This is a genomic window from Pseudolabrys taiwanensis, from assembly GCF_003367395.1.
Lineage (GTDB): Bacteria > Pseudomonadota > Alphaproteobacteria > Rhizobiales > Xanthobacteraceae > Pseudolabrys > Pseudolabrys taiwanensis.
In genome coordinates, this window is sequence record NZ_CP031417.1 from 2,892,560 (window position 1) to 2,904,646 (window position 12,087).

The following is a 12,087-nucleotide window of genomic DNA, read 5'->3' on the forward strand; positions in this document are numbered from 1 at the left end:
ACCCATCGCCCAGCAATGTTCGGCAACGCTGCCATCCAGTCGGTTCCGCGCACAGGGATTGGCATGGATGTTGCTCACAGAGCGATGGTTCGCAAGGAGCAAAAAATGCCACGCAACATAATCAAGTCATTCGTCGTCGCCGCGCTCGCCACTGTCTTTGCCTGGCAGGCTCAAGCCGCCGATCGGACCAAGGTGAAGCTGGCGGAGGTCGTCCGCTCGCAATTGTACGTGCCGATGTACGTGGCCTTGAATAAGGGCTTCGCGGCGGAGGAGGGTCTCGACGTGGATCTCGTCACCGCCAATGGTGGCGATCGCGCCGGCGCATTGGTGCTGTCCGGACAGGCCGACTTCGCGCTCGCCGGACCGGAAGTGCCGATCTACATCTTCAACGGTGAATCGCCGGACAAGCCGCTGATCTTTTCCGCGCTGACCGCGACCGACGGCTTCTTCCTCGCCTCGCGCACCAAAATCGACAAGTTCGAATGGTCGATGCTGAACGGCAAGAAGATCATCGGCTTCCGGCCGGGCAGCACGCCGGGCCTCTATCTCGAATACGTGATGAAGCAGCGCGGCGTCGATCCCGCCACCATCGCCAGCATCATCACCAACATTGCTATTCCGGCGCGCGACGGCGCGTGGGCGTCCGGCACCGGCGACTTCGCCATCTTCATCGAGCCGAACCTCACCCGTCTCGAGCGGGCTGGACAAGCCCATGTCATCACGTCGATCGGCAAGGAGGTCGGCCGCGCCGACTACACCGTCTTCTTCGCCAAGAAGAGCTGGCTGGAGAAGAATGCCGTGACGGCGCAGAAATGGACCAACGCCATCGCGCGCGCCCAGAAGTGGACCGCGAGCGCGAGCCCGAAGGAGATCGCCGAGGCCATCGCGCCCTACTTCCCGGGCCTGACCCTCGAAGACAATGAGGCGGTCGTTACGCGCTATCGCAATGCCGGCGTCCCGATTTGGGCGTCGAGCACGATCGTCGATCCGGCGGGCCTGGCCCTGGCGCAGGAGATCATGGTCACCGGCGGCACGCTGCCGGCCGACAAGAAGGTCGCGTACGACAAGATCGTGACCACCGATTACGCCGAAAAAGCGCAGCAGAAATTCGCGCAGAAATAGGGGGCGACAATGCAAACGCCGGCAGCCACTACGGCCCCTGTCGTCGCCATTCGCGATGTCATGCTGCACTACTTCTCACCGGACCGCGAGACATTGGCCCTGTCCAATATCTCGCTCGAGGTCGAGCGCGGGGAGTTCGTCGCCATCGTGGGCTCGTCGGGATGCGGCAAGAGCACGCTGCTTTCCCTCATCTCGGGCCTCATCAAGCCGTCGCGGGGAGACATCTTCCTCGAGGGCCGCAAGGTGGCGGCGCCGTCGCCGCGCGTCGGCTACATGTTCCAGAAGGACACGCTGCTCGAATGGCGCAGCGTGCTCGACAACGTGGTGATCGGGGCCGAGCTGCTCGGCCTCGACATGCGCGCCGCGCGCAAGCGGGGCGAGGATCTGCTGCGGCGCTACGGACTCGGCGAGTTCCTGCACTCGCTGCCGCATCAGCTCTCCGGCGGCATGCGCCAGCGCGCCGCCCTCGCCCGCACCTTGTGCGCCGATCCCGATCTGTTGCTGCTCGACGAACCGTTCTCGGCGCTCGATTATCAGACGCGGCTCGCGCTGTCGGACGAGATCGCGGCCATTCTGCGCAACGAGCAGAAGACCATCATCCTCGTCACCCACGACATCGGCGAGGCGATCAGCATGGCCGACCGCGTCATCGTCATGAGCCGCCGGCCCGGCCGCATCAAGATCGAGCACCGTATCAGCTATCCGAGCGCCGGGCCCGAGCGTCCGACGCCGTTCGAAGCGCGCAAGTGCCCCGAGTTCGCCAGCTATTTCCAGACCATCTGGGACGAGCTCGATCTCCACGAGGTTCAGTGAGGACACCATGGCGAGCGAAACCGTCGTCTCCAATGTCGCGCATAGCGATGCGAAAGCCCCCGCCACTCCGGCGCGGAGCCCCGCCTACGAAGCTTATCTGCGGTCGCTGAAGCGGCGCACGTACGCCATCCAGGCCTGGCAAGTCGGGCTCCTGGTCGTCTTCATGATCCTGTGGGAGGTCGCGCCGCGCGCCGGCTGGATCAACCCGATGCTGACCAGCTATCCGTCAGCCGTGGCGCGCACCACCATGACGATGCTGAAAGACGGCACCCTGCTGGTACACACCTGGGTGACCTTCAGCGAGACCGTCGTCGGCTTTGTCGGCGGCATGCTGCTCGGCATCGCCTGCGCCGTCGCGCTCTGGTGGTCGCCCTTTGTGCACCGCGTACTCGACCCGTTCATCGTCGTGGTCAACGCCATGCCGAAGATCGCGCTCGTGCCGATCTTCTATATCTGGCTCGGCGACGTGGCCTCGATCTACGCCATGGCGATCGCGGTCAGCCTGTTCGTGACCATCATCATGCTCTACACGGGCTTCAGCGCGGTCGATCCGGATAAGATCAAGCTGGTGCAGCTGTTCGGCGCCTCACGCCTGCAAGTCCTGCGCAAGATCGTGCTGCCGGCAAGCGTGCCGACCATGATCTCGACGCTGAAGGTAAATGTCGGCCTGGCGTTGGTCGGCGTGGTGGTCGGGGAATTCCAGGCGGCGAAGGCCGGCCTCGGCTACCTGATCACCTACGGCAGCCAGATCTTCCAGATGAACCTGGTGATGACCGCGATCGTCGTGCTCGCGGCGATCTCCTCGGTGCTGTTCATCGGCATTCAGGGACTGGAAGCCTACGTCCTGCGCCGCAGCGGCAAATAAAGGCACGCTGGCCCGTGGCGGTCGGCGCCACGGGCCGCTGTGCGGTCACACGTTATTGCGCGACGCCGTACTTCTGCACGACCGGCAGCCACTTTTCCCGTTGCGCCTTGATGAACCCCGGCAGGTCGTTCGCCTTGATGGGGCGGGCGAATGTGCCGACATCTTCCAGGCGCGCGACAAAGCCGGGATCGGCCAGGATTGCATCGACGTCGCGGCCGACCTGCTGCGCGATGGCGGCCGGCGTGCCCGGTGGCGCCACCAGCGCAAGCCACGCGGTTGCCTCGAATCCCGGCAGCGTCTCCGCGGCCGTCGGTATGTCCGGGAATTTCTTGAGCCGGCCGGCGGAGGCCACCGCCAGTATCCGAATTTGCTTGCCTGCCGCCGGACCGACGAACGCGGAAAGGCTGTCGACGACCATCGGCACGCGCCCCCCGATGACGTCGGACAGCGCCTGCGCCGTGCCGGGATAGTGAATGAAATTCATGTCGACGCCCGCAGCCGCCTTCAACGACTCCGCCGACAGGTGCGAGAGCCCGCCACGCGTGGAAACGGCGCAGTTCAGGCCGCCTTTGGTCGCACGAGTAGTCGCGAGGAGATCGGCGAACGTCTTCGCCGGCTGATCGGCCCCCACCGCGACCGCCATCGGCTGCTCGCCGACGAAGGCGACCGGAACAAAGGCATCGATGCTCGCCGCTTGCGCCGGCTGCAGCAACGGCAACGCGACGAAAATGGACGACGCGGCAAGCAGAAGCGTCTCGCCGTCGGCCGGAGCCGAGGCCAGCGCCCGCGCCGCGACGGCGCCGCCTGCCCCCGGCTGGTTGAACACGAAAGCCTGCTGGCCCCACTTGCGCGAAAGACTTTCGGCGAGAATGCGCGCGGCGACGTCGATCGACGAGCCGGCGGCCGTCTGCACGATGATCTTCACCGGGCGCTTCGGAAACGTTTCAGCCGCGATTGAAGCGCTCGCGCCAAAAACCGGCAGCAATGCCGCCAGCATGAGCCGCATCGCGATACGGCGTGTTCTGTTCGGTCGATGTGACATGGCTCTTTGATCCTTCGAGAGACCGGCAGGGCGCGGATGGCACCCTGCCGCAATCACAGGCCTTACGCGCGCAGCGCCTGCAACACGCGTTCGGGGGTCATCGGATATTCGGAGAGCTGCTTGTCTGTCGCGTCGTAGAAGGCATTGGCGATCGCCGCGCCCACGGCGGGAATCGCCTCCTCGCCGGCGCCGATGGATGGATTACGGCTTGGCACGATCACCGGCGTCACGTCCGGATGCTCGCCGAAACGCAGCACCGGATAGCTCACCCAGTCGAGGCTGGTGACGTTCGTCTCGTTGAACGTCACGGCCTCCTTCAGCACGCGGCTGGTCGCCTGGATCGACATGCCGATGATCTGGCTCTCGACGATGTCGGGGTTCACGGCGATGCCGCAATCCATCGCGGCATAGACGTGCTTCACGACAATGGCGCCGGTGCGCCGGTTGACCTCGATATCGGCGACTGCCCCGGCCATGGACGCGCGATGCGTGCCGAGCGCGACGCCGCGGCCCTTCACAACGTCACCGTTCGCCCCTGGCGCTTGCGCGCGCGACTGCCAGTTGGCGGCCTTGGCAACCGCCTCGAGCACGCCACGCCAACGCTCGTCCGTGATGTTGCGGCGGCGGAATTCGACCGGGTCGAGCGCGCACAACCGCGCCAAGCGGTCGATCAACTGCTCCGAAGCGAAGGAGTAGGACAGATCCATCGGCGAGCGCAGGTTCGCGCCCTTGAGGTAGCCGTCGAGCCCCGGCACCGCGTGGTTGAACAGCAGCCGGTTCGGAATGTCGTACATGCCGCCGGCATCTTGCTTGTTGACGATGAGCGAACCGACACCCTTGTTGAATTCACGCACGGGTTTGCCGGAGGCGAGATATTCGCTCGTTTCTTCGATCTGCCAGCCGTGATGCCAACCCTGGTACTCATACGAGGTCAACCGGCCGTCCTTGCCGGCCGCGATCCGCACTTCACCCACATGGGCCGGACCGTAATTGTCCCAGCCGAGTTCATCCCAGCGCATGAACTGCACGCGTACCGGCTTGCCGACGGCCTTCGACATCACCACCGCCGCCAAAGCCGCATCGTCGTAGCAGCTATGGCCATAGCAGCCGGAGCCTTCGAGATACTGGACCTGCACCTTATCCTTGGGCAGTTCGGCGACACCGGCGATACGGTCGCGCAGCGCGAAGACATCCTGGCTCGAACATAGCACCAGTGCGCCGTCGGCTTTCACGTCGGCAATCCCACAACTCGGCCCGAACGGCGCGTGCGCCTGGTAGGGCGTGTGGAATGTGCCGGACACGACGTGATCGCCGGCTTGCGCCCCGTCGCCTTCTTTGAGAACGACGCTGTCGACGGTCTTGGCCGACCGCATCTTATCGTAGAGCTTCACGTCGCCCGGAAGCGACGCGGGCAGTTCCCAATCGACCTTCAACGCCTCGGCGGCGCGGACCGCGTCCCACTGGCGCTCCGCGACCACGCCGACAAAATCGCGCTGCCGCACGATGCGTACGTTCGGCAGATGCTTGATCGAAGCCTCGTCGATTGCCTTGACCTTGGGCGGATGGCCATAGCCGCCCTGCCCCTTCGGCCGGACGACGCGGCCGTGCAACATACCCGGCACCGACGCCTGCTGCATGAAGGTGTATGTCCCGTCGATCTTGGCGGGCAGATCGCGGCGCGGCGTGCGCGCGCCAATCACTTTATACTGTGCGACATCCTTGAGCGGCGCCTTGCCGGTCAGTGCGATCTCCTGCGTGCCTGGGCCGACGAGTTCGGCATAGCGCGCGGTCTTGCCGCCGCCCCGCACGACGCCGTCGCTGACGCTCAGCTTGTCCGCCGGCACGCCCAGCTTCGCCGAGGCGCGGCGCAGCAGTTCTTGCCGAATCTCTGCGGCCGCCAGCCGCAGTTGCTGGCCCGCCACCTGGATTGACGAGCTGGATACGGTGGCGCCCTGGTTCATCGAGCGCATGGTATCGACTTGCGCCGCAACGACTTTGGACACAGGGACATCGAGCTCTTCCGCGACCAATTGCAGCATGGTCGTGCCGTTGCCCTGCCCGAGTTCGACCTTGCCGAGATACACGGTCACCACGTCGTCGTTGCCGACGGCGATCCACGACGCGGCACTCTTAGGATCCTGAACGGCCGGCGCGCCCAACGCCGATTTGCCGTCGAGCCCAAGACCGAAGCCGATAATCAGCGCGCCCGCGCCTTTGAGCAGGCTACGGCGCGCAAACGATGTCTGGACGATGGCGTTCATTTGCGCATCTCCGCGGCGGCGCGACGGATCGCTTTCATGATGCGCGGATAGGTGCCGCAGCGGCACAGGTGGCCGTCCATGGCCTCGCGGATATCGCCCTCGGACGGATCGGCCTTTTCCGAGAGAAGCTCGGCCGCCTTGATGGTGATGCCGTTGTAGCAATAGCCGCATTGCGGCGCCTGCTCGTCGAGCAAGGCTTTCTGCACGGGATGCAATGCCGGCGCCGCCGCGAGGCCCTTTTCCTTCGCGTAAAGCTGAGACAGCCCTTCCAGGGTGGTGACGGCGCCCTCGCCGACCGCGGAGACCGGCGTCACGCAGGACCGCGTCTCCTTGCCGTCGATCAGCACCGAGCAGGAGCCGCACTGCGCGAGGCCGCAACCGAAGCGCGGCCCCTTCAACTTGAGATCGTCGGTCAAGACGTAGAGCAACGGGGTTTCGGGGTCGACATCGACGTCATAGCGCCGCTGATTCACCACCAGCTTCATGATCTATCTCCCTGGGAGGCATGATCTCTCGGCCACCGCTTACGGCGGGGTCCGATATCAGCTTTGTCGTGGGCGGACGGCCCCAGGCCGTCCGCGTTCTCGGCGCGGGAGTTACTTCCCGCCCTCGCGCGCCATCGGCGCCACCACGTCTTCGTAGGGGAAGACCTTCGGCATGATCTTCATGTCGACCGAGATCTTCTGCGTCTGGTCGACATTGGCGCGGGTGAAGCGGCCGTCCTGCGAATAGGATTTCTCCATCCGTGCCAGCGCCGCCTCGAGCACCTTGGTGTCGGCGTTGGTGAAGACCTTCTTGGCGATCTCCAAGGTGGTCGCCTTGTCGCCATGGATGATCTTCAGCGACTCGGCGAGCGCATCGAACACAGCGCGCGCCTCCTTCGGACGCTTCTCGACGAAGGTCTTGCTGGTCGCCAAAGGCGACGACGAGAAGGCGTCGAGCTGCTGCGGCACGTCGACGAGCATGTCGGCGATGCCGGTCTGGATGCCGACGGTCACGAACGGCTCGAACAGCATCGCCGCATCGGCACGGGAACTCTTGAGCGCGCCGAGCAGCTCGCCACCCCCGCCCACGGAGACGAAGCTCACGTCCTTGTCCGGGTCGAGGCCCGCCTGCTTGACGAAGTAGCGCGCCAGATTCGAGGTGAGCGAGCCTGGGCTCGTCACCGCGACGGTCTTGCCTTTGAGCTCCGCGACGGATTTCAGCTTGAGATCCTTGCGCGAGATCATCGCGAAGGGCACGCGCGACGTCTGCGCGAAGAACAATTCGACATCGACGCCGCGCGCCCGCATCAGGCCCACTTCCGGGAAACCGGTGGCGACGATGTCGACTTCCTTGGCGAGATAGGCCTTCATCGCCTCGCCGCCGCCGCGGCTGGTGATCACGTCGACCTCGACGCCGTGCTTCTTGAAGAAGCCCTTGTCTTGCGCGATGTAGATCGGCATCGATTCCAGCGAGGCCACCGGCAGCGCGATCTTGACCGGCTCGGCCCATGCCGCCGATGACCACAGTGCGGCCAGCGACAGGCCAATAGCCGCCATCTTCCCATATTTCGTCATTGCGATCTCCTCCCTGTTGTTAGCGTCGCTTTTCAACGCGACGTCGTTTTCATTTCTCGTCAGAAAACTTGTACGGCACCAGCACGGGCCCCAACGCGTCGATCGCGAAGCTGAGCGCGGCGGCGAAGATGGCGATGGTGATGATGCCGAGATAGAGCGACGGCGTGTCCAATGTGCCGGACGCGTAAAGAATCATGTGGCCGAGGCCCGCGCGCGAGGCCACGAACTCGCCGATCACCGCGCCGATCAGCGCCAGGCCGGAGCCGATCTTGAGCCCGGTATAAACGCTCGGCAGCGACGACGGCACGACGACCTTCCAGAAGATCTGATGGCGGCTCGCGCCCATGACCTTCAACGCGTCGACGAAGGTCGTGTCGAGCCGCAGCGAGGCGGTGTAGACCGGGATGAACATCGCGAAGAACACGATGTAGACGCTGATGCCGATCTTGGAAGCGAGGCCGAGGCCCAGCCACAAGATGAACAAAGGCGCGATCACGATCACCGGGATGCCGTTGAGCACCATCAGGAACGGCTCGATCACTTTCGAGACCGTGCGCAGCTGCGGCAGAATGAGGCCCACCGCCATGCCGGCGAGCGAGCCGGCGACGAGTCCGAGCAAGGTCTCGAAGACGGTGATGCCGAGGTCGGGTAGGAACGAACCCTTCGCCCACTGCATCTGCAGCGCGCCGAAGATGTCGGTCGGGCTGGAGAAAAAGAGCTGGCTCATGACGCCATAGCGGACACCAAGCTCCGTGCCGACGAGAATGACGGCAAGCACGAGCAGGCGCGCCAGATTGACAACGATACTGTGCATGGTCGTCGACGTCATGCCGCCGTTCCCATGCCGGTGACGCTGATGTCGAGCGCGTTCCAGATGCGCTTATAGTACTCGGAGAACCCAGGCATCGCCGGCGCATCGGCGACGCTCGCCGCCTCGCGGCTGAACGACACCTCGTAGACTTCCTTCACCGTCGCCGGCCGCCGCGTGAGCACGACCACGCGGTCCGCCATCGCCAGCGCTTCCGCGATATCGTGCGTGACGATCAGCATCGAGCGCCGCCCGGCGCGGCAGATCTTGACCACGTCGTTCTGTATAACGACGCGCGTCTGCGCGTCGAGCGCGGCAAAAGGCTCGTCGAGCAGCAGCACGGTCGGCTCGATCGCCAAGGTCTGCGCCAGGGCCGCGCGTTTCTGCATGCCCCCGGAGAGCGCGTGCGGATACTTGCGCTCGAAACCGCCCAGGCCGTATTGCCCCATCAGCGACACGGCCTTCTGCCGCCGCGCGGCCTTCGGCTCGCCGCGAATTTCCAGGCCGAGTTCTACATTCTCGACCACAGAGCGCCACGGCAACAGCGTCGTCTGCTGAAACAGCATGCCGAGGCGCGGGTCGGGCCCTTTCACCACCTTGCCGTCGATGCGCACTTCGCCCGCGGTCGGCTTGCGCAGGCCCGTGGCGAGGCTGAGCAAGGTCGACTTACCGCAGCCGCTCGGCCCGATCACAGCGACGATCTCGTCTTCGCGGCACTCGAACGAAACATCGTGCAGCACCTCGACGCTGCCGCGCCGGCCGGAAAACGAGAAGCTGATGTTACGGAATTCGAGCATGGCTTAGCGCGCGTTCGCCGTGCCTTGCACCGGCTTGCCGATGCCGATCGGTTCGGCATCGAGCAGCACGAATGCGACGCGCGCCCGCGTGTTGCTGCGATTGGCCCAGGCGTGGTTGGTGCCGCGCTGAACCATGATGTCGCCCGCCTTCATCTTCACGGTCGAGTCGTCCATGTCCATCTCGATCTCGCCTTCGAGCACGATGACGTAATCGACCGTCTCGGTGCGGTGCATGTGCGGCTTGTTGCCGGGCGGAAAGTCGATGACGGCAAAGCGCGAGCCCTTGGCCGGCGGCGCCGTGCCGATGATGCGCGCGCCCATGTCCTCGACATCGGTGCCCGCCGGAATCTTGGCCGGCGCGCTGTCGGTCGACCAGATCAGGGTCGATACGGTGCCGGGCGACGGATACTTGGCGTTGCTCGCCGGCGCGTCGATGAGCACCTTGGCCACCTCGCCTTCGTGTCCTGTCACGATGCGGCGGATTGCCGGGTAATCGGGCTTCGTCTCGGTCATAGGAAGGCTCACACCGCAATCGTCTGGAAGTCGGTCGGATAGTCGTGCATGCGGCGCGCACCGTTCTCGGTGATCACAACCGTCTCGGCGAACACGCAGCCGGTCTTGCCGTCGTGAAATTTCGGATCGTAGAGGTCGATGTTGAAGGCGAACACCATGCCGGTGCGGAACTCGTCGCCGAGCTTCTTGAGCGCCGCCTGATCCGCCTTGATGGCGTGATGGCGGTAGCGCGGATACTCCAGCGACGCGAGGCCATGGCCGTGAATGCCGGTCTCGCACATACCGAATCCCTGCGCGTGGATGACATCGCGCACGCGATCCATGGCCACCGAGATCGGCTTGCCCGGCGCGAAGTTCTTCATCCCCTCTTCGTAGGCCGCGAGGCAGCCTTCGTAGATGCGGTGCTGCTCGGGCTTGGCGTCGCCGAGCGAGAACGTGCGCTCGACGTGGGTGTAATAGCCGCCGATCTTGGGATGGATTTCGCAGATGATGACGTCGCCACGGCCCATCTCGCGCATCGTCGGAACGCGAAACGGATGCGGATAAGGCAGCGGGTCGCACGCCCACAGGAACAGCGTCGGCTCCTCGCCGCCATTGGCGAGCATGGTCTCCATCATGCCGCCGTACACGGCGGACTCCTTGACGCCGGGCCGCGCAATATCGCGGCAGGTCGTCAGCATGAGATCGCCGAGCTTGGCCGCGCGGGCGAGGATCTGCAGTTCCTCCTCGCTCTTCACCGTGCGCATCATCTCCATCATGTCGTCGAGATTGATGAATTCCGCCTGCGGCGCGAGTTCCTTGAGGCGCGTATACACGCTGTGCGGCAGCCAGCCGTCCGGGTCGAGCGGGCCGGCCAAGCCGTCCATGCCGATGCGGCCGTTCGTCAGCCCCAGCTCCTTGAGCCGGTCGACGACGCCGTCGGCCCAGGTGCCGCGCCGCGGCCGCACGTCGGTGATCCAGTCCTGCGCCGCGCGCCACCCGTCGACAAAGGTCGGCATCATCACGAACGACGTGGGCTCGCCCTTGAGCGGAAACACCAGAATGTTGAATTCGGCATTGCCGCCGATCGGCGACAGATAGCGGGCATTCGCCGTGCAGAAATCCCATACCGCCGGCCAGCCCCACAGCACGAGGCAATCCAGCCCACGTGCTTCCATCTCCTTACGCGTCAACGCCCAACGCCGGTCGCGTTCAGCAAGCGACAGTCGCACCAGTTCCAGCTTCTCACGCATCGTGCTCTCCGTCGCCTATCAGATGCCTTGCGCCCGCATGCGCTCGAGGCTGTCGACATAGTCGGCCACCGCGCGCTCAACGTCGTATTCGGGCTTGAAGCCGAGCTCGTTGTGCGCGCGGCTGACATCGTAAACGCCGTGCGGCGGATACGGCATGCCGAGGAAATTATCGCCGGGGCCGATCTCGATCTTGGCGCCCGGGATGCGTTTGCGCACGGCAGCCGCGATGTCGTTGAGACCGACGCCGACACCGCTGCCGATGTTGTAGACGCGGCTCGGTACTTTCTCCGCCACGGTGGCGAGGTAGATGCCGAGCGCGGAATCCTTGTTATAGATGAAGTCGTCCTTCGCTTCCGCCCCATAGGGGTGGATGAAGGGAAGACCGTGGAACGGGTTTTCGACGATCTGACTGGTGACGCCCATCTTGCCGTGACGCGCGGTCTTGCCCGGACCGTAGGTCGTCGCGAAACGCACGATGGCGGCATCGACGCCGAAACTGTTCGCGTAATACAGCGTCGTCTGCTCGGCCATCAGCTTGGCGCTGTCGTAGATGCGCTGCGGATTCTTCGGCATGTCCTCGGGCATCGGCTTGTAGTGCGGCGGGCCGTATTCGCCGAGAACGGGGCCGTAGATGCCCTTGGCGCTGGTGAACACGACGCGCTTCACGTCGAACAGACGCGCCGCCTCGAGCACATTCACCGTGCCCATCACGTTGACCTGGATGCTGAGCGCGGGATTGGCGGCCGACACCGCGCCGACGAAAGCCGCCGCATGCACGATGTGCGAGACTTTGTGCTCCTTGATGACGCCCAGCAGGCGCGGCATATCGACGATATCGCCCGCCTCGAAGTCGATCTTGTCGACGATGTCGCTGATCAGCCGGTCCTCGCGGTGCCGTGCAAAAACCACAGGCCGATGCCCCTCGCGCACGAACTTCCGGCTCGTTTCCGCGCCGATGACGCCCATGCCGCCGGTGATGAGGACCTTCATGCTTCCTTCCCGAAACTTTCTTATTAACTCGCGCGTGAGTTAATCTGCCGGGCAAGGGCGAGTCAAGGCAGTCCGTTGTCGCAGC

The 12,087-nt window shown here is 64.7% G+C and carries 12 protein-coding genes; 3 read left to right on the top strand and 9 right to left on the bottom strand.

The window, feature by feature from the left end; genetic code table 11:
- Positions 1-105 precede the first annotated feature (105 nt).
- Genes DW352_RS13835 through DW352_RS13845 form a run of 3 tightly spaced genes read left to right on the top strand, consistent with a single transcriptional unit; the run spans position 106 to position 2,800 of the window.
- Entirely contained in the window at positions 106-1,122 is a 1,017-nt protein-coding gene (locus DW352_RS13835; RefSeq protein ID WP_162826955.1) for an ABC transporter substrate-binding protein, read from the top strand.
- Between the two features lie 9 nt (positions 1,123-1,131).
- Positions 1,132-1,935 (top strand): ABC transporter ATP-binding protein, encoded by an 804-nt coding sequence (locus DW352_RS13840; protein WP_115691876.1) that lies wholly within the window; start codon positions 1,132-1,134, stop codon positions 1,933-1,935.
- A 7-nt stretch (positions 1,936-1,942) separates the two neighbouring features.
- Entirely contained in the window at positions 1,943-2,800 is an 858-nt protein-coding gene (locus tag DW352_RS13845; protein ID WP_115691877.1) for an ABC transporter permease, read from the top strand.
- Between the two features lie 52 nt (positions 2,801-2,852).
- On the opposite strand, the gene DW352_RS13850 is transcribed toward DW352_RS13845, so the two are convergent.
- The 9 genes from DW352_RS13850 to DW352_RS13890 form a co-directional block, all read right to left on the bottom strand.
- Positions 2,853-3,842 carry a Bug family tripartite tricarboxylate transporter substrate binding protein gene (locus tag DW352_RS13850; protein ID WP_115691878.1) on the bottom strand — a complete coding sequence of 330 codons (990 nt, stop codon included), beginning with the start codon at positions 3,840-3,842 and terminating at the stop codon, positions 2,853-2,855.
- A gap of 62 nt (positions 3,843-3,904) precedes the next feature.
- Positions 3,905-6,103 (bottom strand): xanthine dehydrogenase family protein molybdopterin-binding subunit, encoded by a 2,199-nt coding sequence (locus DW352_RS13855; protein WP_115691879.1) that lies wholly within the window; start codon positions 6,101-6,103, stop codon positions 3,905-3,907.
- Positions 6,100-6,588: a (2Fe-2S)-binding protein gene (locus DW352_RS13860; protein ID WP_115691880.1), complete on the bottom strand. Its 489-nt coding sequence runs from the start codon at positions 6,586-6,588 to the stop codon at positions 6,100-6,102. The genes DW352_RS13855 and DW352_RS13860 overlap by 4 nt, the downstream gene beginning before the upstream one ends.
- Before the next feature lie 111 nt (positions 6,589-6,699).
- Entirely contained in the window at positions 6,700-7,662 is a 963-nt protein-coding gene (locus DW352_RS13865) for an ABC transporter substrate-binding protein (protein ID WP_115691881.1), read from the bottom strand.
- Positions 7,663-7,711: 49 nt separating this feature from the next.
- Positions 7,712-8,491, bottom strand: coding sequence for an ABC transporter permease (locus DW352_RS13870; RefSeq protein WP_115691882.1), 780 nt, complete (start codon positions 8,489-8,491; stop codon positions 7,712-7,714).
- Positions 8,488-9,267: an ABC transporter ATP-binding protein gene (locus tag DW352_RS13875; protein WP_115691883.1), complete on the bottom strand. Its 780-nt coding sequence runs from the start codon at positions 9,265-9,267 to the stop codon at positions 8,488-8,490. The genes DW352_RS13870 and DW352_RS13875 overlap by 4 nt, the downstream gene beginning before the upstream one ends.
- Before the next feature lie 3 nt (positions 9,268-9,270).
- Positions 9,271-9,780, bottom strand: a complete 510-nt coding sequence (locus DW352_RS13880) for a cupin domain-containing protein (protein ID WP_115691884.1) — start codon at positions 9,778-9,780, stop codon at positions 9,271-9,273.
- Between the two features lie 8 nt (positions 9,781-9,788).
- On the bottom strand, positions 9,789-11,012 hold the full coding sequence (locus tag DW352_RS13885; protein WP_115691885.1) for a M24 family metallopeptidase: 1,224 nt from the start codon (positions 11,010-11,012) through the stop codon (positions 9,789-9,791).
- An 18-nt stretch (positions 11,013-11,030) separates the two neighbouring features.
- Positions 11,031-12,002 carry an NAD-dependent epimerase/dehydratase family protein gene (locus DW352_RS13890; protein ID WP_115691886.1) on the bottom strand — a complete coding sequence of 324 codons (972 nt, stop codon included), beginning with the start codon at positions 12,000-12,002 and terminating at the stop codon, positions 11,031-11,033.
- Between the last annotated feature and the right edge of the window lie 85 nt (positions 12,003-12,087).

Bases quoted from the DNA above. Each gene is read 5' to 3' on its own strand.
- DW352_RS13835 (WP_162826955.1), top strand. From the start codon at position 106: ATGCCACGCAACATAATCAAGTCATTCGTCGTCGCCGCGCTCGCCACT.
- DW352_RS13840 (WP_115691876.1), top strand. From the start codon at position 1,132: ATGCAAACGCCGGCAGCCACTACGGCCCCTGTCGTCGCCATTCGCGAT.
- DW352_RS13845 (WP_115691877.1), top strand. From the start codon at position 1,943: ATGGCGAGCGAAACCGTCGTCTCCAATGTCGCGCATAGCGATGCGAAA.
- DW352_RS13850 (WP_115691878.1), bottom strand. From the start codon at position 3,842: ATGTCACATCGACCGAACAGAACACGCCGTATCGCGATGCGGCTCATG.
- DW352_RS13855 (WP_115691879.1), bottom strand. From the start codon at position 6,103: ATGAACGCCATCGTCCAGACATCGTTTGCGCGCCGTAGCCTGCTCAAA.
- DW352_RS13860 (WP_115691880.1), bottom strand. From the start codon at position 6,588: ATGAAGCTGGTGGTGAATCAGCGGCGCTATGACGTCGATGTCGACCCC.
- DW352_RS13865 (WP_115691881.1), bottom strand. From the start codon at position 7,662: ATGACGAAATATGGGAAGATGGCGGCTATTGGCCTGTCGCTGGCCGCA.
- DW352_RS13870 (WP_115691882.1), bottom strand. From the start codon at position 8,491: ATGACGTCGACGACCATGCACAGTATCGTTGTCAATCTGGCGCGCCTG.
- DW352_RS13875 (WP_115691883.1), bottom strand. From the start codon at position 9,267: ATGCTCGAATTCCGTAACATCAGCTTCTCGTTTTCCGGCCGGCGCGGC.
- DW352_RS13880 (WP_115691884.1), bottom strand. From the start codon at position 9,780: ATGACCGAGACGAAGCCCGATTACCCGGCAATCCGCCGCATCGTGACA.
- DW352_RS13885 (WP_115691885.1), bottom strand. From the start codon at position 11,012: ATGCGTGAGAAGCTGGAACTGGTGCGACTGTCGCTTGCTGAACGCGAC.
- DW352_RS13890 (WP_115691886.1), bottom strand. From the start codon at position 12,002: ATGAAGGTCCTCATCACCGGCGGCATGGGCGTCATCGGCGCGGAAACG.